The organism is Cytobacillus sp. FSL R5-0569 (genome assembly GCF_038007265.1).
Taxonomy (GTDB): Bacteria; Bacillota; Bacilli; order Bacillales; family Cytobacillaceae; genus Cytobacillus; species Cytobacillus kochii.
The window spans coordinates 663,351-686,402 of sequence record NZ_JBBOWW010000001.1; the positions used below are offsets into that span (position 1 = coordinate 663,351).

The window sequence follows — 23,052 nt, forward strand, 5'->3', positions numbered from 1 at the left end:
ATTAATTGCCCTGAAAATATATCAAAAATGCAATTTCTAAAACGATAATGGAGATTAAAAACATCGATACAGGCTAAGTGACAGATTTGCTGGTATTACCCCGTATAGGGTTGTACATAAAATAAAGGTTAATTTGCTTGTAGGCCTTCTCTAAAGCATAAAATATTCTCTCTGCCATGGTCTATTTTCAAAAGGGGTATGACTTACTACCCCTAAAAATTCATCTATTTAATATTCTTTTATTCATTGTTCTAAAATAAACATACAAATAATTATAGAGCTTTAAGAGTTACAAAAAAGGCGACAACTCCTACTTTTATTGAAAAAAATGGTAAGTGTTGTTATTATAAAATACGGAGGTGTTTTTCACATGAAAGGAATTATACTAACTAGTATTGCTTCTGTGGTTATTGCGACTGCTTGGTTTGGATTTAGTGAAAATAATACCAAAGCGCTTGAATCTAACAATGTTAAAAATAACGAAGATGTTGTTGCCACAGCACTAGATGAAAATCTTGAAGACAATGGAACGATTTCAGATGGAATACGTAATACTTCTATGATCCTAAATGCTTCTCTTGAAAACACTTCAAGTTTTTCAGACGTAAAAGGAATTGAAAATATTGAAACGTATATGAACGGAGCAATTGAACTTGCTGAGAAACGAAATGCAGCACAGTCTATTAAGGATAGACTAAACCTATCCAATCAGCTAATACAGGATGCTATTTCGGAGCAAGACCTTAACAAACTTCATAAGGCCGATAAAATTCTATTAAATCTTGATCTGGAGTTTAATGGTGAAGTTTTACCACCACAAAGTGATCGAAACTAAATTGAATGGATGAACAATCCCGAAATAGTCCATTAAGGGGTACTGTCAGGCAAATGCGGATTTACAACGCTAAGGAAAAGTCACCCATTAAAAAAGCCGATTTCCATCTCAAGTTATCGACTTTTTTAGTTATTCTTATTCAACTAAAGCGCCCGTTTGTTGAGCAAAGTTTAATACTATTTAATCTTTTTTATCTTGATTAAGTGTTTTAATTACTTCAGTAAGTTTCTCGTTTCTTTCACGGTCTAATTTGGTCTTTTCATTCATGAACTTAATTACTTTAATTACAAAATAAATGGCAAAAACAATAGCAATTAGATAAAAAACAATAGGTAAAAAAGTTAAAAGAGCAAACATACTATCTGATGCAAACAATGTATGACCCACATCCATATTAATCCCTCCTAAACAGTTAGCTAGATATTAAATATCATACAGTATCTTCTTCACAAAATGGCCCTAAAATGAAAAATGAGCGCTTATCCTTGTGCTAGAATAGCGCCCGATTCTAGAATAAGTGTATTGAATGGATGGAACGCTCACTAGTAAAATAACACATTTATATTTTTTTATCTGTTTTACTATTCCAGATAAAAAGTCTGATAATTCCATCCAAAATATACCCTATTATTGTTATAATGAAAACGGTCAAAAAAGTTATTGGGATATTTTTAGTAAATATAATTATCCAGCCAATAAACATTACTGAAAGCTCCCATACATCATTCCAAATCCTTTTTAAAAATCTTTTCACAATATTCAACTCCCAAAATAAATACTCTATTACCTAAGTATTCATTTTGGTAACGATTAATTCTTGTTTAATCCTGTCCCATTTGTATAAAACAATCATTTTTCTTAAAGAATTGCGCCGGATTGCGGAGAAAAAAAGGTTACTTTTCTTTATCCATACAATCCGTACAAAAAATTTCACTTTCTTTTTTTAAGTAGGCTTTAATCTCAACCATAATCGTATTCTTCGGAGCCTTCATCTTCGCATAGATTTCTTCTCCATCTTGAATTTCTCGATTGCAATTAGAGCAATATAGCGTGCGTTTAAACATTTGAACATCTCCTTTGTTTTTGCAGAATCTGGTCCTTATATGTAATATGAGCGCTACCTCTTTATTAAGGAATAGCGCCCTTCTCTGGAATAAGCGATTAGCTATTTTTTAACGAGTTGCCCCATCCTCAACAAACTAATATATCCTTAATTCTTCTTACTTTCAAAAAGATATTGAAACCCATATAGTAAAAATGCTTTATAAAAGAAATAAAGAAAAAATTGAAACTTATTTATTCGTACTAAGGTAAATATTTTTATCCTTTTACCAATAGTATCCAAAGCAAATGCAAAAGCACCATCTACAATTGCATTGAGAAAGATAAATCGTTTGAAGTTACCGTATGTCCATTTTAATATCCACATTGAACCTACGAAAAACGGACCTATATTAAAAGCGAATTCCCCTGAAAAATAAGAATTTGGTTTATTATAAAAAATCCACCATTTTCGCTTTTTCCCAACTTGAACATTTACACCTTCCATAAGAACAATAATCATTGATGCGGGGAAGGAATCTCTTGATGTTACGTGCCCCCAAAAAAGGTAATGTTAACCATGCAAATAAGACCTTTACAATATTAAGCAACCATTGATTTTTCAAAGACATATTTACTACCCACTTTTTTCTTTTTAGGGTTCTTTTTTCTAAAAAAAATATTCAATATACTTTAGAAAAGAGGATTTCTTGTATCTTCAAGAAAATGGCCCGATTGCTGAACAAACAGGGATGGAGAGCACCGTTTTCACCACAAACTTAACCTTTTCTATATACCTCTGCATAAGCAACCTTCAATTGCTCTCTAAGTTGCTTGTTATCATCTTCTAATTTCTTAATCTTTCGTTTCAGTGATTCAATAAGGGCGTCCTTGCTACTCTCATTTATTTCTCGCTTAACTTGTTTTGGTGTAGGTGCTTGTGATTGTTGCTGCCTTAACGCTTCAATCCGTTTGCGAATATCGATATTGTTGTACAGCGTTGCTTTCGTTACACCTGATTCATTTGAGACACTGTTAAAATTAATCCTTTCATTGGCTCTTATGAGCCGTTTAATGGCTTCGTCTACCTTTTGATAGGTGTTTGCCTTTCGTTGTGTATGAATGGTCTTCATGTGAGCTGAACGGTCATATTTAGTCATTTGTGACACCTTGCTTTCGTTTTACTCGTTCTATTCGGCCAAAAATAATATTTCCATCTTTAATTGTTTTATAGATATCTTTTAATCTCTCAAGATTCTTTTGATTCTTCTCTGCAATTTCTTCCCGACCATATTGTTTAGCGACTTCAATCATTTTAGATGTCGATTGAATATGTATTTCGTATTTAGCACTATCCATTTCCGACATTCCTACAGCTAAATCTTTACAAGGTTTTCCACCATTACAGGTTAAACATGGCGGTTCTTCTGCATAAGGGCAATTTCCATTTAATCGTGCTCGACAAGAGCCGTAAGGGTTATCAATGGCAGTAAGTTTTTGATCACGCCACATTGTATCTAAAATGTCTTGAGGAACTTCTTCTTTATCTGATACTTCATACACTTTCCCATTTAGATCAAAACTAAATACTCCTTGTTCTATAGCGTTTTCAAATGCTTTACGCTTAGTATTATCCAATAAACGCGCATATCTCATAGTCATTTCAGGTGAAGCGTGTGCCAACAATTCCTGGAGAGTAAAAATGTCAACGCCACTGTTTAACATTTTTACTGCGTATGTATGGCGAAATTGATGGGTTTTAAAGTGAAATATTTGACCATTCTCATCAATAATGTGTTGTTCATTGGCAAGAATATTTAAATATTTTCCTATTGTTTGTTGTGCATATGGTAATCCTTTTCGAGATCCACGATAACGCACAAAGATATATTTATCTGGATTATTATCTTGATTGCTATTTTCAATAGAACGGCCTATTAAGGTTGCTAGTATACTTGCTAATTCTTGATCTATCGGGATTCGATGTCCTTTCACATAAGTCTTTTCAATATCTGTTTCAATGTAATACTTTTCGTTCAACTTGATTAAACAATTTTGTTTTAGTCCTAATACATCAGATATCCGTAATCCCGTTTTAAACGCTACCCAAATAACAGGCTGAAAGTCTTGATGCAAGTGGTTCAGTTTTTCAAACAATTGCTCTAAAACTAATTGGGGAATATGGTCAATTTGGTCATAAGAGTTCTTTTTTGTTTTCGGTTTATCTTCTGGAAAAATCAGCTTTCTAACACTGAGCTCAGGAGCGATAGCGTATTCATATCTTTGAATGTCAGCTAAAAATTTACTAATAATTGATATACTCATTAAAATATAACTTTCAGGATGTGCATTTCTACGTTTAAGATGACAACTTACATATTGATGAAGCCATTCCATGAACTGTTCAATATGTTTTCTGTTTAATCTCCTTAAATCATTCCAAGTTGGCTCAATGGACGAAATGAAATTTAGGAAATTAGGGAGAAGTTTCATATAGTTAGTTGCTGTACACCATACAAAATTATGTTTACTTAATAATCGTTGTTTTATATATTGCTTGACTGCTTTTCGAATAGGTATGTTCTTTATTTTTAAAAAATCTATATGAAAATTGTGCTTTGACTTACTATATTTAATGCCATATTGCGCATTTAAAGTTCTAACATCCCATCGATCTTTTTCCCATTCATTACGTGTATCTGTTAATTGAGATAGGGTATTGTACACAAGCCTTAGAAATGTTACTGATTGGGATTTAGATGTTAGAACACCATAAAATATATCATTTTTTATCAATTGCGTTTTAAAGCCATTCTGTTCTAACCAAATTACCCATTCATGTTCCAATCTTTCAATATCCAAATCAAGTAAAGAATAAAGATTTGAATACATTTCATTTAAAAATGCTGTTAATTTTCTTAAATGTGATGCCTTGTCAACAAAAAGGCTCTTCAAATTCCAATCTTCACGAAATAATTTGCTGTACCATACAAATTTCAGTTCAAGATTGAGAGAATAGCTGTATACTTCAAAACTTAAATCCTTTTTCAATTTGGAACATTTTTGATATTGTTTGTGAAAATTAGGAATGGCACCAATAAATTCAATACTCCAAGTATCATTTTCTAAAAAATAAGGGTTATAAATTTCCCGTTTTGTGATAGAACCATCTTCGTTTATGAATTTTTCTGTATAGGTAGCCAACAGTTTTTCTAATCGTTCATGATAACCCGTTTTTTCTATGTCGCTATGATCCATCACCTTCATTTAACTGACTCCTTCTCATTGTTCACTTTTGCTAAACTGAAATGCATGTTGTGCCTTTTCCCAATTCTCACGAATTTCTTCATCAGAAGGATGAAGGTACATATTCATGGTAGTTTGTATTTGGGAATGTCCTAACCGTTCTTGTACCTGTTTAATATCCTTTGTCTGTCGATAGAACATTGATGCATGTGTATGGCGGAATAGGTGAGGGTGCACGTTAATTTCTGTTTTATCCCTTAATCTCTTAAATAATGCACTTACATCTTGATAATTCATTGCTTGCCCAATATTTCTACCATGCAATTTTACAAAAACAAAGTTGGTATCCATCTCTAATTCATCAATGAATTCGTAAAGGTAATCATCAAACAAGTCAATTAACTCCTGTGAAATATGTATTTGTCTTTCTCCTGTTTTCAATTTAGCACCGTTAGGCAATTCCCCTCTATTTTTCAATTGAATACGGTGTCCATTCTTGTGATCAAAAATAAAGTCCTCTATAAACAGTGATAGTACTTCTCCAATTCTCAATCCGGTTTCAAACAGAAGTTTAATAAGCAGCCTATCTCGTATGTTGACTGTTGCCTTATAAATCTGTTCAACTTCCTCTTTAGATAATACTTGTACCTTTTTTCTTGGTTCTTTTAGTTTTAAGATATTCTTGCTGGAGGGTTTATCTTTATTGATATGATAGAGAAAATCCTTGTACCGTGTACGTCCTCCAGTAAATAATTGTTTCATTAGTTTTTCCACCATGTCATTTTGTATTTCTTGATTCCGATATAAATAATCATAAAAGTTAGTTACTACGGTAATAGTAAGATTCACTGTTTTCTCTGTCTTTTTTGCTTTCGTTTGTTGTAACGGAGTTACTTTGCTACTTGAATATGGACTCCTTAACCAACCCATAAACTCTGCTAAATCCCCTATATTAATATCTTTATAATCCTTTTTTACTTCTTCCAAATAGTCAAAATACTGCTTTAGGGCATAACAATATGTTTTTAGTGTATTGCTGCTTTTTTCAGTTGCATCTAAATACTTCAAATACTTCGTAACCGGAGCTACAGGTAATCCCCCTTCATCAAGGAGCATATACCTTTTCTTATTACCATCAAGTAATACTTCCTGTACTTTCATAACATCCTCCACCTTAAAACATAAGATTATAAAATAAACATATTAAACTAGAATTTATAGATATAGTTTATAATTCTAATATATATTAAAAAAGAGGATATTAGCTCTTATATTGAACTAACTATCCTCTAATAATCATAGTACAGTTAAATTTCAAAGCAACATAAATTAATAATAAAGTTGAGATAGCCTCTATCCCTTTTCCTCCAAATGCTAACGTGTCCTAATATTTTTTTACTATAAACCCCATTTACCAGATTTTATTCTTCGGGTTATTCATCAGTGGAGTAGAAGAGGCTAAGGTCTTGCAAGGTCTTTAAACAAATTCGATGAAAGAATTTATAATGAATTATTCGATTCTTTGGATTGTTATTATAAGGATGGAGATAAACAACCATCTATTAAATTTGCGAATGACTTTTATGAGCCTCATTTGAGAAGGGCTTTTTTTACTAAAGAAGGAATACTGCGGGCTTTGTAATTACCCTTTTGGAATGCACTTTGAATAGGAAAACAGACCAAAAGCAGTGACTTGGTCTGTTTTTTATTATTAGGTTTGTTTTTCAGTAATGTAAGTTTTTACAGTTGGTGGTTCATATGAATTGAATTTATCTAGTATCCCTTTCGGTTCATTATCAACTAATGCCATATTACGGTACTTTTCGTGTAAAAACTGCTCTTCTGACATATGATTAAATAACGCGATAAGAGGGTCATAATAATGATTTATATTTAGAAGACCACATGGTTTATTATGAAGTCCTAATTGAGCCCACGTAAAAATCTCAAAGAACTCTTCTAATGTCCCTGGCCCACCAGGTAAAACGATAAATCCATCTGCTAGATCTGCCATTTTAGCTTTTCTTTCATGCATCGAATCTACGATGATTAGCTCTGACAAGTTCTTATGGGATATCTCTCTATTCTCTAGAAACCTTGGCATAACACCAATTACATATCCTCCTTCTTTTAAAACTGAATCTGCAACTGCACCCATAACACCAACACTCGCTCCACCATAAACAAGTGCAATATTTCGTTTAGCTAGTTCTTTACCAAGTTTTTTTGCACCTTCTATATAAACTCCAGATGCTCCATTACTTGATCCACAAAATACAGCTAACCTTTTCATTATATCGCCTCCTAAATAAACGCCATTAAAGATTATACAAAATTTTTGTTTTTTTGTTAAACTTAAAATATGGAATGGAGGTTAGATATAATGAATGTCACAGAATTTCAACAATGGGTAAAGGATTATTATGAAAGTAGAGGCTGGTCTGAGTTAGACATTTTTATTCGAATTGGTTTTTTAGCTGAAGAAACTGGCGAAGTTGCACGAGCGATAAGAGCTCTTGAAATAGGTAGGGATAGGCCTGATGAAGTTAAGGGCTCTTTTGAGGAAAATAAACAAGAGTTAACTGAAGAATTAGGAGATGTATTAGGTAATTTAATATTGATTGCTAACAAGTATAATATTCCCCTAGAAGAAGTGTTTCAGTCACATAAAAAAAAGCTGTCACAACGTTATTTTAATCAATAGGATAAACAACTAACGTTCACTTTTCAGAGGTAACGAAAAAATCCCATTTCCCAATTTTTATTGGAGACATAAACTACTGGTTGCAATACTTATTTAGGGGTATTGCATTTTTTTTTGTACTATCGGGGCAGTTTAGTTGGAAAAGGATTTTTTATTTTAAAGAAGAATTCAATTCATTGTGCAATTTATAGAAAATAAGGTTAATCTTAAATTTTTGAAGTGAGTGGTGAATTGCTGTTGAGTGTAAATATTAGATTAGCAAAAATAGAAGATATTACTGCAATTCAACAAATTGCTAAAAAATCTTGGGCAAAAACATATGAAAATCTCCTTCCTGTTTCTGTTCAAAAAGCGTATTTAAATGAATATTATTCAACGGAACAGCTATATCATAAATTAAAAATTACGTTTTTCTTTGTTTTAGAAACTGACAATGAGCTTGTTGGATTTGCTAATCTTTATAGAAGTGAGAGAGAGAATGATCTTTCTGCAATTTATCTTTTACCTGATTTTCAGCAAAAAGGAATGGGCAAAGCTTTATTAAAAAAAGTAATAAACCAGTTACAAGAAGGTGATGAATTAGTCGTATATCTTGAAAAAGGTAATGAGCAGGCAGAAATGTTTTATAAGAATAATGGGTTTACCTTTCTTGAAGAATTTCAAGAATCTTTTTTCAATCATACATTTAATACCGTTAAAATGTCTTTAAAAATATAAATGATAAAAATGATTGCTTTTTAGTAGTAGCTAACGGGTGCAAGAGTTAAGGATGAGGATCGCTGGAGCGTGCCTTTTTTCTTGTTTAACAAACGTGGCATGTTTGTAGTACAGTACGGATTTTTCAAAAGTAGTTTAACTATAATAAAAACTTATAAAAATAGATAAATAATTCTAAATTTTACTGTAATTATCAATAGTGTAGAATTAAAATTGAGAACAGTTCAAAAAAGGGGATGCTAAGTATGGGGATTGATTTTCAAAAGGATGAAAATCGTATGACTTATACGACTCGAAAAGCAGATAAGTCGTGGATGGATGCTATAAATGAGCTTGTACCAATACATCATATTTCTAATGCATTGGATATAGGGTGTGGTGGAGGAATTTATTCTAAGGCATTATCTGATATGGGCGTAAAATCTATTACTGGTGTCGACTTTTCTAATGCAATACTTGAAGGTGCTAAAGAAAACTGTAAAGATTATAGGAACATAACTTTTAAAGAAGGAAATGCTTTACATACGGAATTGGAAAGTGGCTGTTATGATTTTTTGCTTGAAAGAGCATTGATCCATCATATAGACGATTTACAGAATTGTTTTGTGGAGGCATATAGATTATTACAAGATAATGGATACTTCATTATTCAAGACCGTACGCCCGAAGACTGTTTATTAAAAGGGAGTGACAGTCATATTAGAGGGTATTTTTTTGATTTATTTCCAAAGTTAATAAATAAAGAAACTAAACGGAGATATAGTAGCCAATATGTTGAGGAAGCACTTCAGCAAGTAGGATTCAGAGAAATTCAAGAAGTTAAATTATGGGAAATTCGAAGGGTGTATGATTCCAAAGAACAATTACTTCAAGATTTAAGCAAAAGAGTAGGAAGAAGTATTCTACATGATTTAGAAGCTAGAGAATTGAAAGTATTAATTAAATATATAGATGAACTAATTTCAACTGAGCAGAACATAGTTGAAAAAGACAGATGGACGATTTGGAAAGCAGTTAAATAGTTGTATCATTTGTTATTTTGTGAACAAATACACTTAAACTACGGGGCAGGTTAGTGGAAGAAGGTATTTCTATATTTTCACTTGAATATATCTATAAAAAGACTATAAGATGGAGGGCTGTTTATGGCATTAGTGTCAATCTATACTGTTGGTAGGCTAAACCATCATTATGACCACCCTACCTCTCGTGAATTTTATCAAGTTGGAAATGGAGTATATCGTCAGGCAACTAAATCAGGACTTATAGAGGCATTTTCACCTGAAGGAGTCCCTTTCCCTGAAGAAACTGTAAAGGGAAAGGGCTCTCCTATTCTTACTCTTACGGTATGGAGAAATCTTCAATCCTTATATCGCTTTACCTATTCGGGACAGCATATACAAGCATTACGGGATAGAAGCAAATGGATGGAGCAATATCCAGAGAAACACCTTTCTTATGTAGTTTGGTGGACAGAAAACTTGAAGGATGTCTCATGGGAGGAAGCATTTAAGAGATATAACTATTATATTCAGCATGGCCCAACTCCTTTTGCATTTGATTTTAAGCATGCATTTGATGAAAAAGGGGAGAGGATCATGATTAGTAACGAGGGCTCACTTAGGAGAGAATTGTGAAGTGTTCCACTTAAACAAACAGGTGCTTTAGTTTAACAAAATTAAGTCTTATGAACAATGAAGATTTTAGTTATTCAATTAAAGGGTGCGTTTATTGTGCAACGTGTCTTTTTTAGGACTAATTATTGTAATATTAAAAGATTGGATTGAAAAGTAGATGGAAATAAGATTAGCTAAGTTAAAGGAATTAGAGCAGGTGGTATTTATATTGAATGAGGCTACATTGGAATTACAACAATAAGGGATTCATCAATGGGAATATCCTTGGGATAAGAATAAAATACAGAACCAAATAAAAAATAACTACTCTTATGTATTATTAAAACATAATAAAATAATAGGAACCTTTTGTATTAATGTTATAGACTATATCAATGATTTAACAGTTGATGAAGAAAGTAAATACTTATCTCAAATTGCTATTTTACCCAAATTCCAAGGGAGAAATGTTGGTTCCGCAATAACCGACTTTACTTGTTCTTTTGTAAAAGGATTAAACCAAACTCTATATTTAGATTGTTGGGCTGGTAATGAGAAGTTAAAAGAATTTTATTTGAGGAATGGATTAGAATATATAGGCGATTTTCCAGAAGAAGACTATTTCATTAGTGTTTTTAAATATAGTTGTATTTCCTCATCAAAATAGAGCAGCTACCATACGAAGTCGTAGGAGTTGGTTGGTTCTTCAAGTCTCTATTTTTAATCGCCAACATAGAATGATTCCTGTATCTACGAAACCAAATGAGAAGCATCTAAGATAGTAGTTTCTAATATAAATTCTTTCTGGTTTTCTGCAACTTCAAGTGCTATTACTTCATCTTATCCCCGTTGATTTTTCGTAATTCAATCATGTGTTTATCTCCCCTCTAATTCAAGCCATTCAATCACACATAACTGCTCGTGTTGCTTTGAAATGAAGTTTGATGAAAAACATCGTTAGTTCATACTCTTTAAAATTTCAATTCCAATATAAACATAAATATTTCCTTTACTTTCCTTTAAATTTTTCCAAACCAAAATGATACTTGCTTCGTCTAAAATGGGTGATAGGGGTGAAGCTTAGATGGCTGATGAAAAAATAGCAATAAATGTTAATAATATAGAAAATACTGAACAAATTATCGGCCAATTAATGGATAACTACAGCGATGATGTACTGCATCTTGTTTTTTCATATGTGAAGAATCGAACGACAGCTGAGGATTTAACACAAGAGATATTTATTAAGTGCTATGAAAAACTAGGTCAGTTTAATCATAAGTCATCAATAAAAACGTGGCTATATCGAATTGCCATTAATCATTGTAAGGATTACTTGCGTAGTTGGCATTATCGCAAAATAAAATTTAGCGATAAAATTTGGGACCATATCCCATCCAAGTCAAAACATGTGGAAGAGGAAATAATCTCAAAAAATGTAGCGGACAGTTTAACAAGTGCTGTGATGGATTTACCAGTAAAATACAGGGAAGTTGCCTTTTTACATTACTACGAGGAGCTTTCATTAGCAAATATCAGCAAGATTACGGGTGTCAATCGTAATACATTAAAAACTAGATTAAAGCATGCCAGAGAATTATTAAGGAACAAGATGAAAAAGGAGGTTTAATCATGGGCGATCCATTCTATAAATTAAAGAATTCTATAAAAAAAGATTTTGCAGGTCTTTCTTTTTCCGAGGAGAGAAAAAATGCGGTGAAAGAAACGATCCGTAGGAAACAATCTCACCTAGAACTACATAATTGGAAAGTAGAAACCCTTAAAAATATATTAGAGTCACTGCAAGATGGAACAAAGCATGGGTACGATATTTCCACCCAACTATTTCGAAAGAATGAGCTTAGCTTCAAAAGCAATGAAGGCCAGCTTTATATCGTTTTACATCTACTTGAAAATAAGAAAATCATTACTTCAAAATGGATTGAAGACAGGAAATACTATTCCCTAACTACGAAAGGAAAAAAATATGTATCTTCTTGGGAGCATAGAGGTTCTAAACAATGCGCATCACTGAACTATTTAATTGAGGAGGCTTCTTTATGAGTTCTTCCAAATTTGAGGAATATTTAAGTAAAGTCATCTCTCAAGTGAAATCCAAGGAAGCTCACAGTATGATCAAAAAGGAGCTTAGTGATCATATGGAAGAGCTAAGCCAATCCTTTCAAGAGAGAGGAGTATCTATTAAGGATGCGGATAAAAAGGCAATGCAGGAAATGGGAGATCCCTCTACCGTTGGTAAAAACATGAATCATCTTCATAAACCGAGAATGGATTGGCTCCTTATTGTTTTATTTGTCATTCTTGCAGGCATTAGTTTTCTTCCACTGATTGGTGGTTTTTCAGAACCAAGCATTTCTTTAATGAAAAAACAAGTAGTCTGGCTCGTCCTTGCTATTCTTGCTCTCGTAGGATTTCTATTCTTTGATTACAGGAAACTGAAAAATTTGTGGATGTATTTTTATGGAGGTGGCTTAATCCTTTTTCTTACAACTTTTTTAGTTGGTATGGAGGTTAACGGAGCCAAAAGATGGATTTCTTTCGGGGGTATGACGATTGATGGTCCAGCTATAACCTTATTTTTATTTTTCTTAGCGTGGGCCGGCATTTTTGCCAAAATCAATGAGTTTAAGGGTTGGAAAAAACAAGGAATGCTATTATTCCTATTTTGGACTCCAGTCCTTCTCTACATCATGGTCCCACAATTTATGTATAGTATAATATACTTTTTTTGCGTATTAGCGATGTATGTTTTTTCTTATGTTCATAAACAATTTGCCATTAAAGTAGCCGTGGGTAATTTGCTTATAGGTATCATTTTCATTAGTACAATGATCCTTTATTTCCCTAATAGCTTTCTCTCTGATACACTCATACCACTGAAAGATATCCTTTCAGAGGCTGGTTGGTTCGGCAAGGGACTTTACAATGATCTAAAGCTCGCTGAAGCACATACAGATTTGGTATTTCCATTTCTCGTCTATTCTCTAGGCTGGGCGTTCGGAATGCTCCTATGTCTACTTCTCTTTGTATTTATTTTGCGGATTTCATTAAATGCTTTTAAGACAAAGGATGTATTCGGCAGATTATTAGTAATCGGTGGGGCTGCATTATTTATTGTTCCAGCCTGTTGGAACATTCTAATGGGTCTTGGAATCGTCCCAATTATGGTAGTACCCCTGCCGTTTATTAGTTATGGAGGAAGCATGTTGCTAGTTTACTCTGCACTACTAGGCCTTATTCTGAACGTTTATCGAAGAAAAGATATTGTCGAACCTACAATGGTAAATTAATTTAGTATATAACCGTTACCAAATACTTTATTAAAACACATATCGAAATAGAAAGCCTGTATCTAGATTAAATTATATCTGGTGGTTTAGATTAAAGTTTGATCAAGAAATATCTCGAAAACCATATTTTGCGTTAACTTAAAAAGCCTATTTTGAAATAAAGATTGATCAAAATGGGCTTTTTCTTTGTGGTTGATGGACCTTGTCACTCATATTCATCAAACTAAAATAAGCTAAAAGCTAAGTAGAGATACCATCTCTTCTAGCTTTTAGCTAATATTTAAGTAGTAATAAAAGATTTATGCTGTTGGATTTGGGTGAAATTACCCTTATTGAGTACCGCTTTCCTCTCACTTGTTCTCGCTACTGCCTCAGCAGTACAGGATGCGTTGACTAAAACTAGGCTGGCCTCATCACCTACATTTGGCCATTGATGTTCCCCAGCTTTATTTAATGGTGTAATCCCACCAGTTGCATATTTTAAAGATTGACTAAGTGAGATTTCATCACTCTTTCTATAAGTCTCGCAATACCTCGTTACCTTTTCCAGAACATCTCCGTTACCAAACGGACCCCATGAATCATAAAATCCATCACAACCAAGATGAACATTCACGCCTTTTTTATCCAGTAATGCAATAGGTGGTAGTGATTTTGTGATAGGAATGGTGGACATAATTGAGATCCCCAAATCGCTTAATTGATCACTCATATGCTCAGCTTGTTGTAAAGGAACTTCGCCTAGACAGAAAGCATGGCTAATTGCTACACGATTATGCCATTTTGCTTCTTCGACCATCTCAGCTAACTTGTCAATCGTATAATAGCCTACATGCCCACCATCATGGAGATGGATATCGATATCAACATCAAATTCGGTCGCTAAATTCATTACCTCGAATAATGATTGCTCAATGTTTTTATCTATTCCAGCTGGATCTAACCCCCCAATAAGTGTAGCACCAGAATTTAAGGCTTCTTTCATTAAAGGAATGACGTCCCCTTTTAATAATCCATGTTGCGGAAAAGCGACAATATCATAGGTTAGTTGATCAGAATAGCTATCAAGCGCTTCGTATACGCCTTCTAAATTCTTTAAACCAATGTACGGGTCAATATTTACATGAGTGCGAATATGGGTGGAACCTTTAGAAAGTATAAGTTCAATCATTTTAGAAGCTCGTTGTTTAACTGTAGTTGAGAGTTCCTCTAATTCCATTGCTTCAAGGCGCAACCGTTCTTCTAAGTTTTTGGCAGGTGTACAAGCCTTCCAATCTAGCGATAGGTATGTTTTATCTAAATGATTATGCATTTCTTTTAAGCTAGGTATGGCCAGAAGACCCTTACAATCAATTTGATTCTCTTCAGGAGAAATTTTATCCTTTTTTTCTTTTTTCTCAACAATTTTTCCATCAACAATTTTTAAATGGTATAAGTCTGTTTTGGTGGTATATGTGTTATTTTCATCTCCAACATATCCTACTTCTAGCAATACATTTGTTAGCCAAAATTTATTTTTCACGATATAACCCCTTTCGATTATATAGTTTGCTCTGACCCTAGCTTGCTTTCTACCTTTTTTCCTTTAAAGAAAAGTGATTTGATGGAACCTCTTCTAGCTATGGCTTCAGCGGAACATGATGAATCCACTAACATCATCGTTGCCTCATCGCCTACTTTAGGCCACACTCTTTCACCGTCTGCATTTAACGGTTTAATCCCACCTGTACCATATTTTAAAGCTGTTGATAATGAATGTTCGTCACTCATTTTAAATCGCTCTGCTAAAATAGAAAGTTTTTGAATAGTATCACCTGTTCCAAAAGGTGACCAATGATCAGTAATACTATCATGTCCTACTGAAACAGTAATGCCTATCTTATCTAATAGTGGGACGGGAATAGTTGGTCTATTAATTGGAATTGTTGTAGTAATATCAATTTCCTGTTCCTTTAATTGTTCGCCTATGTCGGTTAGTTTACTTTCATCTAAGTCCCCTAGCGCAATGCCATGACTTATCGTAGCTTTTCCTTTCAACCCTGTTTGTTCAGTATAATATGCCATTCTTTCAAAGGTAAAAGCACCTAATGAGTTCGGATCATGGAGGTGAATGTCTACACCTTTATTATTTTCATTTGCAATATCAAATATAGTATATAATGACTTTTCAATATTACGGTCGACAGTTGCAGGGTCAACGCCACCAACCAATGTAGCGCCATTTCTCATGGCATCTTTAACTAGTTGCACAGAATCACTTCTTAGCAATCCATGTTGAGGGAAAGCGACAATATCATAAGAAAGTACATCTTCATATTTTTTTAAAGCACTTACCGTTGCCTCCAAGTTTTGTAAACCAATGACAGGATCAATATTACAATGTGTGCGTATATGTGTATGCCCATTTGCTATATATAGTTCAATCATTTTTTCAGCACGTTCTTGTGCTGTTGGTAGCAACTTTGGTAATAACTTTTTTTCTTCATCCAATCTTGTAAAGATGCCATTAGTTATAGGTGTACATGCTTTCCATGGACCCCCATAGTATGTTTTGTCAATATGAATATGCATATCTTTTAATGAAGGTAATAACAAATACCCCTGTCCATCTATGCTCAATTCATGAGTATCGGGTAACTGATTGGTTATATCAGTAATCTTGCCATCCTCTATTTTTAGATGACATAATTCTGTTTTTGTCCCTCGGATTTCACCATCTTCTATGTCAAAAGACTTCTCTAGTTTTACATTTAATAACCATTGAATTGTCATTTGTGTACCTCCTAAAGAGTTTTTAAAGGGGAAATAGAGTTTTTTAGCTAGTTAACCCCGTTATAATATAAGATTTTATTTTAGCTTCACTTCATTAATCATTAAATAGTTGGCCGCATTTAACCACATACCACTAACAGTTTTACTGTGAACTGCTAGATGCTCGTAATTACGGATAGGTACATATACAGCCTCATCTAGTTCTATTTCCATAGCTTCTTCATACAACGCTAACCGTTTATCATTATTTGTTTCTTGCCGTGCTGCTTCAATCAATTGATCTACATCCGGGTTACTGTAATAGAAGTGGTTACCTGGTGAACCTTGAGAATCCGAGTGGAATAAGTTGTATTGATTATAATCACCATCACCGGTAGCATTACCCCATCCACCGATAAATAAATCATGGTCAGATTTATCAATTGTATCAATATACGAACCGTATTCCATTACTTGAATTTCTATATTTACACCTATTCCCTTTAATTGTGATTGGATCACTTCAGCCATGTTGATTCTTTCTTTTCTGTCATTCGTAAGTAGTGTTAAGTTAAGGTTATCTTCAAAACCAGCTTCTTTTAATAATTTTTTTGCTTCATTAAGGTCGTAATCAAATGGAGCAACATTTTCGCTATATCCAAATACTTTAGGGCTCATTGCCGAGTTGGCGAGTGTCCCGACATCATTATAAACACCTTTTATGATTGAGTCCCTTTCAATTGCATGGCTAATGGCTTTTCTTACCCTAATATCGTCTAATGGTTTTTTAGAAGTATTAAAGCCTATATATTCTACAGCAAGGCCCTCCGTCCGATATAGCCCCATGCTATCTGATGCCACAATACGGTCAAGTTCAGTTACGGGTACCTGATCATTTATGTGTGCCTCTCCTGTTTCAATCATGGCTAATCTAGTAGCATCCTCTGGCACAACTTTAAAGACGACACGATCCAGACTAGGTTTTTCTCCCCAGTAATCTTTATTTTTGTTTAATGAGATTTCTTGCCCTGACTTCCAATGTTCAAATAGAAAAGGTCCAGTACCTACTGGATGGTCCATTAATTGATCTGGATTTTCTTTTAATACTTTTGGACTTATTATACTTCCCTCTTGGCTAGCTAAAATAGAGAGTAAGGGTGCGTATGGATAGTCTAATAACAATTGCACAGTGTAATCATCTACGATTTTTACTTCATTTATCATACTTAGCTTTTCCCTTTGCGGGGATTCTGTTTTAGGATCTAGCAACCTATCAAATGTTGTTTTCACAGCTTCCGCATTAAATGGCGTTCCATCGTGAAACTTTACTCCCTCCCGAAGCTTAAATTCCCAAGTTGTCTCATTTATTACTTCCCACTCTGTTGCTAATAGAGGCTGTATTTTAAAATCCTTATCAGGGACTACGAGTGTTTCATACACCTTTTGGTAAGTAATATTAGCAGAAGGTATATCTGTAATGAAATGAGGGTCAAGCTTTGTTGCATCTGATAAGCGAACTACTGAAAGTGTACCTCCTTCTTTTGCTGTATCTTCGTTTTCCGCATTTGCACTCTCACTATTAGATTGTGTTGAACATGCTGTGAAAAGAGTTAATACTAATACGATGAATCCTATTAAGATGTTTTTCTTTTGTAACCTTTCAACCATACTTTCCCTTCTTTCTTTTCTTAAGTGAATGTTTACATTAAATTTAATGCTTATCTGCATTATAGAGGATGATTTTTTAAAATATTTATATTATATTTACTTCTTTTTTCATTTTCTTCATCAATATTCTGAAAATTATTTACTTTCTATTTAAATTTGATAATTTTATTCACATGATTATTCTTCAATTCTAAGGGGGACTTACTGTTGGAAACGACCATACTATCCATTCATAAATATTACAGGAGGAAGATGCAATGTCTATTGAAGTAAAATCCGAGCTTAATCATTCAGTGTCTCAAGTTTTAAACAAACCAAAGGAATCACAGATAAAAAATGCATTAGCCATACTTCTTAGCAATAAAGCAGCAATGATAGGTGCAATGATTATTATTTTCTATCTTTTGATTGCGTTATTTGCTCCTTTACTCGCACCTTATGATCCATATGCAATTAACTTGGATAACAAATTTATTCCTCCTTCTGCTGATCATTGGATGGGGACTGATGATAAAGGTAGAGATATTTTAAGCCGCCTTTTATATGGTAGTCGTTTATCAATGGGCGTAGGGTTTGCAGCAGTAGCTTTTGGCGCATTATTTGGCATAATGTGCGGATTAATCGCTGGCTATTATGGAAAATGGGTGGATTCTATCATAATGAGAGTGATGGATATTCTACTCGCTTTTCCAGGGATTTTACTTGCTTTAGCGATTATAGCTGCATTGGGGCCAAGCTTAATTAATGTAACCATTGCAGTAGGGGCATTTTCAGTCCCATTATTTGCTCGAATTGTACGTGGATCCACTCTAGAGGTAAAAAAACTGGAATACATCGATGCCGTTCGTTCACTAGGTGCAAATGATTTCGTCATTATTTTTAAACATATTTTGCCTAATATTCTATCTCCTATTATTATCCAAGGGACTTTAAGATTAGCCACAGCAATTCTCTCAGCAGCAGGGTTGTCCTTCCTTGGATTAGGTGCACAGCCTCCATCTCCTGAATGGGGCACAATGTTAAGTAGTGGGCGTGATTTTTTATTCTCAGCTCCATATATTGCCCTTTTTCCTGGCCTAGCCATCTCAATTTTGGTTCTAGGATTTAATATTTTTGGTGATGGTTTACGAGATGCGTTAGATCCTAGAATGAAAAACTAATAATAGGAGGTTTTGAAAATGGCAATGTTTATTTTTAGGCGATTGTTCCAAACAATCCCGGTCATTATTGGTGTCACTTTTGTTGTATTCTTTATCATGCAGCTAGTACCTGGAGACCCAGCTGTTATTCTAGCTGGAGAAGGAGCGTCTAAGGAGACGATTGAGGCGTTAAGAGAGCAGCTAGGACTGAATCAGCCCCTCATTATTCAATACTTTGACTATATAACAAGTCTGTTAAAGGGAGACTTCGGTACTTCATTAAAAAGTAGTCAGCCTGTATTAGACGAGATATTAGTAAGGCTTCCAATAACAATGGAATTAGCTTTTGTTAGTATTCTTATAACCATTTTCCTCGGTATGGCTGCTGGGATCATTGCAGCTATAAAACCATACTCTTTACAAGACATAGGGGTCATGTTAATTGCTTTATTAGGCATATCGTTACCGAGTTTTTGGTTGGGGTTAATGTTAATGTATTTCTTTTCCGTAAAGCTACAAATTCTCCCTGTAGCAGGTTGGGATAGCCCTCTTCATATCATCCTGCCGGCCATTACCCTAGGAGTAGGGGGCGCAGCCATTGTAGCACGAATGACAAGGTCTAGTATGTTAGAAGTTATAGGCCAAGATTATATACGTACTGCACGAGCGAAAGGAATGAAAGAAACAATCATCATATTCAAACATGCTTTAAGGAATGCCCTTATACCGGTAATCACAGTCGTAGGTTTACAGTTTGGTGCTTTACTAGGCGGCACGGTGTTAGTTGAGTCCATCTTTGCTATTAATGGACTAGGGAGAATGATTGTGGATGCGATACGAATGAGAGATTTACCAATGGTTCAAGGCGGGGTTCTAGTCGCGTCACTTATTTTTGTGATTGTGAATCTATTGGTTGATATTTTCTATAGATTATTTAATAAACGTATAGATTTAAATTAAAAATGGGGTGCGCAAATATGGCGGAAAAAGAGATACCTATACTCGAAGTGAAGGGATTAAAGACCTATTTTACTACGAAAAAAGGAACTAGTAAACCGGTTGATGGCATTGATTTCGTTCTGAATAAAGGAGAAACACTTGGAATAGTAGGAGAGTCTGGGTGTGGAAAAAGCATGACTTCTCTTTCGATTCTTCGTCTCATTCCCTCCCCATCAGGAAAAATTACTGGAGGATCTATCTTATTTAAAGGAAAAGATTTAGTTAAGTTACCAGAAAGTGAAATGAGGAAGGTAAGAGGCAATGATATTTCAATGATATTCCAAGAGCCGATGACATCCTTAAATCCGGTTATACCTGTTGGCGAGCAAATTGCTGAGGCTATTCGATTACATCAAAATTTAGGGAAAAAAGCAGCTTGGGAAAAATCGGTCGAGATGCTTCGTTTAGTAGGCATTCCCTCACCGGAAAAAAGAGCCAAGCAAGAACCTTTTCAACTAAGTGGTGGGATGCGCCAACGTGTAATGATTGCGATGGCTCTTGCCTGTTCCCCTGAAATACTGATAGCTGATGAGCCAACAACTGCCTTAGATGTAACCATACAGGCACAAATTCTTGAAATAATAAAAAACTTACAAAAACAGCTTGGGATGGGTGTGATTATGATTACTCACGATCTTGGTGTCGTGGCAGAAACCTGTGATCAAGTGGTCGTCATGTATGCGGGGAATATTGTAGAACATACCTCTTCTAAGGAGTTATTTGCCAATCCTAAACATCCGTATACACAAGGATTATTAGCATCTTTGCCAAATATAACTGAGGATGTAGAGGAGTTAAGAACAATTGAAGGTACAATTCCTAGCCCATATAATCTGCCAAAGGGCTGTCGTTTTTCATCAAGATGTCCTCATAGTAAAGATATTTGTTCTGAAAGAAACCCTGAATTATTCGAAGTTAGCGATGATACAAAAGTGAGATGTTGGATATACTCCGATAATTGGAATAATCAGAGTAAGAGGGAGGAGGAGTGTCTAAATGAAAAGCATAGCTGAGCGAAAAGTACTCCTTCAGGTAAATAATCTAAAACAACATTTTACAGTGAAAAATGATGCTTTGTTTAAGCCGAAAACGGTGGTAAAAGCAGTTGATGGCATTTCATTTGAACTGTATGAGGGAGAAACATTAAGTATTGTAGGTGAATCGGGTTGTGGAAAATCAACGACTGGCCGAGCTATTCTACGACTAGATGAACCATCAGCTGGAGAAATTTATTTTGGAGGAGAAAATCTCCTTACTGTTAAGAAGAAGGACATGAGAAAGTTACGTGGGGATTTACAAGTTATCTTTCAAGATCCCTTCGCATCACTTAACCCTAGACAAAAAGTAAAACAAATCTTAAATGAAGCGATGGCTACACAGAAGTCAGTTGAAAAAGAGAAAAGGCCGGAAAGAATGAAAGAACTATTAGAATACGTTGGTCTACCGTTAGAATCATTGGAACGATACCCACACGAATTTAGCGGTGGCCAAAGACAGCGTATTGGCATTGCTAGAGCGCTCGCAGTTCATCCTAAATTAATTATCTGTGATGAAGCAGTTTCCGCATTGGATGTCTCTATACAAGCGCAGATATTAAATCTATTAAAACAATTACAAAGACAGTTTAAATTAACTTTTCTATTCATCTCACATGATTTAAGCGTTGTTAGACATGTATCTGACCGGGTAATGGTTATGTACCTTGGAAAAATCGTTGAAATCGCAGATAAAAAAAGTCTGTTCGATAAACCGATGCATCCATATACACATGCACTATTATCATCAATCCCTGTACCCGATCCTACTATAAAGCATGAACGCATCATTTTAAAAGGGGATGTACCTTCTCCTATTAATCCGCCAAAAGGATGTCGTTTTCATACAAGATGTCCATTTGCTACGGATCTTTGTCAAGAAACTGAGCCAGAGTTAAGGGAGTTGGAGAAAGGCCATTTTGTGAGCTGTCATATGGTGGAAAAAATATAGTGGGATAATAATTTCTCTATACAAAATATTTACAAGAATATAAAATATCAATAAAGGGAGTCTACCCTTTGATCTAAGCGGTAAACAAACGCATCATTAATTGAAAGAGTAGGTTATCGCATTTTCGGAGGCTAACCTCATGTTTTTAGCGGTTCAAGGATCGAGCTTCTCAAAAAGGAACTGAAGTATACTGCTCAATTCCAACTGAAATTTCGATATTTCTATGTCTACGCGCTGAAGGGAGTGCATGACTCCCCCTTCTCTTACATAAAGGAGTGGGAAAGTGATATCCCTAGAAAGTTTCTCTATTTATATTATTCTCTGTGTATTAGCACCATTAATTGGCGCTTTCACCTTACTTTTTTTGTTTATCTTTGAGAAAAGAATCGATTTAATAGAGAAAGAGAAGAAAGAAATCGCGATTGAAAGAGAATTACAAATGGCCTTATATAACCAGCTTAACCAAGAAATTCAACCCCATTTCTTATTTAATACGCTTAACTCGATATTAAGTTTAGCAAGGTTAGATAGAAAAAAAGAATTAGTCTATTCAATTGAAACGTTTTCTAAACTATTGAAATTTAAATATCAAACCAACACCAACAATATTACGGTTAATGATGAACTTACTTATATTAAATATTATCTCGAAATTCAAAAGACAAGGTTTAGGGATCGTCTTTTTTATGAGATTGAAGCGGATGAAGATGTTCATCAAGCATTAATTATTCCTTTTTTAATTCAAACCCTTGTTGAAAATGCTTTTAAGCACTCTTTTGAAAAACATATAAGTGAAGCCTTCTTAAAGGTTACAGTTAAAAAGTGTTCACAATCCATACAAGTTACTGTCTGGAACAGCGCGAATAATCAAGCAATCGATGATTTTAATGAAGTGGGTATAGGCCTTGAAAATATAAAGGCAAGATTGCATCTATTTTATTCGAAAGAGACTACGAGTATAAATTTACTAATCTCAGAAACTGGGACAACCGTTGTAGCTGTTTTCCCTTGTATAACAAAGGAATGAATGATTATAGGA

At 34.3% G+C, this 23,052-nt stretch carries 24 protein-coding genes; 14 read left to right on the top strand and 10 right to left on the bottom strand.

The annotated features are described in order from the left end of the window. Positions 1 to 370: 370 nt before the first annotated feature. Positions 371 to 835 (top strand): hypothetical protein, encoded by a 465-nt coding sequence (locus MKX78_RS03490; RefSeq protein WP_307315148.1) that lies wholly within the window; start codon positions 371 to 373, stop codon positions 833 to 835. Between the two features lie 180 nt (positions 836 to 1,015). Here MKX78_RS03490 and MKX78_RS03495 read toward each other — a convergent pair whose 3' ends face one another. From MKX78_RS03495 to MKX78_RS03525, 7 genes are all read right to left on the bottom strand, one after another. After that, entirely contained in the window at positions 1,016 to 1,228 is a 213-nt protein-coding gene (locus MKX78_RS03495) for a hypothetical protein (protein ID WP_095371110.1), read from the bottom strand. Positions 1,229 to 1,728: 500 nt separating this feature from the next. Beyond that, complete coding sequence (locus tag MKX78_RS03500; RefSeq protein ID WP_224936471.1) at positions 1,729 to 1,899, bottom strand: Fe3+ hydroxamate ABC transporter substrate-binding protein; 171 nt, start codon at positions 1,897 to 1,899, stop codon at positions 1,729 to 1,731. Positions 1,900 to 2,045: 146 nt separating this feature from the next. Beyond that, positions 2,046 to 2,384 (bottom strand): hypothetical protein, encoded by a 339-nt coding sequence (locus MKX78_RS03505; protein ID WP_307315144.1) that lies wholly within the window; start codon positions 2,382 to 2,384, stop codon positions 2,046 to 2,048. A 271-nt stretch (positions 2,385 to 2,655) separates the two neighbouring features. Then, entirely contained in the window at positions 2,656 to 3,036 is a 381-nt protein-coding gene (locus MKX78_RS03510) for a DUF6262 family protein (protein WP_307315142.1), read from the bottom strand. Then, the gene (locus MKX78_RS03515) at positions 3,029 to 5,143 is read right to left on the bottom strand and encodes a tyrosine-type recombinase/integrase (protein ID WP_307315140.1); all 2,115 of its coding nucleotides are present in this window, start codon (positions 5,141 to 5,143) and stop codon (positions 3,029 to 3,031) included. Before MKX78_RS03515 ends, MKX78_RS03510 begins: the two co-directional genes overlap by 8 nt. 15 nt (positions 5,144 to 5,158) lie before the next feature. Further along, positions 5,159 to 6,283, bottom strand: coding sequence for a tyrosine-type recombinase/integrase (locus MKX78_RS03520; protein ID WP_307315138.1), 1,125 nt, complete (start codon positions 6,281 to 6,283; stop codon positions 5,159 to 5,161). Positions 6,284 to 6,833: 550 nt separating this feature from the next. Beyond that, positions 6,834 to 7,415 (bottom strand): LOG family protein, encoded by a 582-nt coding sequence (locus MKX78_RS03525; protein WP_307315137.1) that lies wholly within the window; start codon positions 7,413 to 7,415, stop codon positions 6,834 to 6,836. Positions 7,416 to 7,505: 90 nt separating this feature from the next. Here MKX78_RS03525 and MKX78_RS03530 point away from each other — a divergent pair, with 90 nt between their 5' ends. From MKX78_RS03530 to MKX78_RS03560, 8 genes are all read left to right on the top strand, one after another. Then, the gene (locus tag MKX78_RS03530) at positions 7,506 to 7,826 is read left to right on the top strand and encodes a MazG-like family protein (protein ID WP_307315134.1); all 321 of its coding nucleotides are present in this window, start codon (positions 7,506 to 7,508) and stop codon (positions 7,824 to 7,826) included. Positions 7,827 to 8,063: 237 nt separating this feature from the next. Continuing rightward, positions 8,064 to 8,543 (top strand): GNAT family N-acetyltransferase, encoded by a 480-nt coding sequence (locus tag MKX78_RS03535; protein ID WP_341049795.1) that lies wholly within the window; start codon positions 8,064 to 8,066, stop codon positions 8,541 to 8,543. A 245-nt stretch (positions 8,544 to 8,788) separates the two neighbouring features. Continuing rightward, complete coding sequence (locus tag MKX78_RS03540; protein ID WP_341049798.1) at positions 8,789 to 9,565, top strand: class I SAM-dependent methyltransferase; 777 nt, start codon at positions 8,789 to 8,791, stop codon at positions 9,563 to 9,565. A 123-nt stretch (positions 9,566 to 9,688) separates the two neighbouring features. Continuing rightward, positions 9,689 to 10,180 (top strand): DUF3291 domain-containing protein, encoded by a 492-nt coding sequence (locus MKX78_RS03545; protein WP_095370607.1) that lies wholly within the window; start codon positions 9,689 to 9,691, stop codon positions 10,178 to 10,180. Between the two features lie 244 nt (positions 10,181 to 10,424). Continuing rightward, on the top strand, positions 10,425 to 10,826 hold the full coding sequence (locus MKX78_RS24480; RefSeq protein WP_445662669.1) for a GNAT family N-acetyltransferase: 402 nt from the start codon (positions 10,425 to 10,427) through the stop codon (positions 10,824 to 10,826). A 417-nt stretch (positions 10,827 to 11,243) separates the two neighbouring features. Further along, positions 11,244 to 11,789: a sigma-70 family RNA polymerase sigma factor gene (locus tag MKX78_RS03550; RefSeq protein ID WP_307315126.1), complete on the top strand. Its 546-nt coding sequence runs from the start codon at positions 11,244 to 11,246 to the stop codon at positions 11,787 to 11,789. Positions 11,790 to 11,791: 2 nt separating this feature from the next. Continuing rightward, positions 11,792 to 12,223 carry a PadR family transcriptional regulator gene (locus MKX78_RS03555; protein ID WP_307315124.1) on the top strand — a complete coding sequence of 144 codons (432 nt, stop codon included), beginning with the start codon at positions 11,792 to 11,794 and terminating at the stop codon, positions 12,221 to 12,223. Next, complete coding sequence (locus MKX78_RS03560; RefSeq protein WP_307315122.1) at positions 12,220 to 13,470, top strand: FtsW/RodA/SpoVE family cell cycle protein; 1,251 nt, start codon at positions 12,220 to 12,222, stop codon at positions 13,468 to 13,470. Before MKX78_RS03555 ends, MKX78_RS03560 begins: the two co-directional genes overlap by 4 nt. A gap of 280 nt (positions 13,471 to 13,750) precedes the next feature. Here the strand turns inward: MKX78_RS03560 and MKX78_RS03565 are convergent, their stop codons facing one another. From MKX78_RS03565 to MKX78_RS03575, 3 genes are all read right to left on the bottom strand, one after another. After that, positions 13,751 to 14,992 (bottom strand): amidohydrolase, encoded by a 1,242-nt coding sequence (locus MKX78_RS03565; RefSeq protein WP_095370602.1) that lies wholly within the window; start codon positions 14,990 to 14,992, stop codon positions 13,751 to 13,753. 17 nt (positions 14,993 to 15,009) lie between these two features. Next, positions 15,010 to 16,242: an amidohydrolase family protein gene (locus tag MKX78_RS03570; protein WP_095370601.1), complete on the bottom strand. Its 1,233-nt coding sequence runs from the start codon at positions 16,240 to 16,242 to the stop codon at positions 15,010 to 15,012. 75 nt (positions 16,243 to 16,317) lie between these two features. Next, a complete protein-coding gene (locus MKX78_RS03575; RefSeq protein ID WP_095370600.1) occupies positions 16,318 to 17,889 on the bottom strand; it encodes a glutathione ABC transporter substrate-binding protein in 1,572 nt (523 codons plus the stop codon). Between the two features lie 257 nt (positions 17,890 to 18,146). Between MKX78_RS03575 and MKX78_RS03580 the strand changes: the two genes are divergently transcribed. From MKX78_RS03580 to MKX78_RS03600, 5 genes are all read left to right on the top strand, one after another. Further along, positions 18,147 to 19,049: an ABC transporter permease gene (locus tag MKX78_RS03580; RefSeq protein WP_224939257.1), complete on the top strand. Its 903-nt coding sequence runs from the start codon at positions 18,147 to 18,149 to the stop codon at positions 19,047 to 19,049. An 18-nt stretch (positions 19,050 to 19,067) separates the two neighbouring features. Continuing rightward, positions 19,068 to 19,988 carry a nickel ABC transporter permease gene (gene nikB / locus MKX78_RS03585; RefSeq protein WP_095370599.1) on the top strand — a complete coding sequence of 307 codons (921 nt, stop codon included), beginning with the start codon at positions 19,068 to 19,070 and terminating at the stop codon, positions 19,986 to 19,988. A 17-nt stretch (positions 19,989 to 20,005) separates the two neighbouring features. Then, positions 20,006 to 21,040 (top strand): ABC transporter ATP-binding protein, encoded by a 1,035-nt coding sequence (locus MKX78_RS03590; protein ID WP_341049803.1) that lies wholly within the window; start codon positions 20,006 to 20,008, stop codon positions 21,038 to 21,040. Next, on the top strand, positions 21,024 to 22,013 hold the full coding sequence (locus MKX78_RS03595) for an ABC transporter ATP-binding protein (RefSeq protein WP_341049805.1): 990 nt from the start codon (positions 21,024 to 21,026) through the stop codon (positions 22,011 to 22,013). Before MKX78_RS03590 ends, MKX78_RS03595 begins: the two co-directional genes overlap by 17 nt. A 283-nt stretch (positions 22,014 to 22,296) precedes the next feature. After that, entirely contained in the window at positions 22,297 to 23,040 is a 744-nt protein-coding gene (locus MKX78_RS03600; protein WP_341049808.1) for a sensor histidine kinase, read from the top strand. Positions 23,041 to 23,052: the final 12 nt, after the last annotated feature.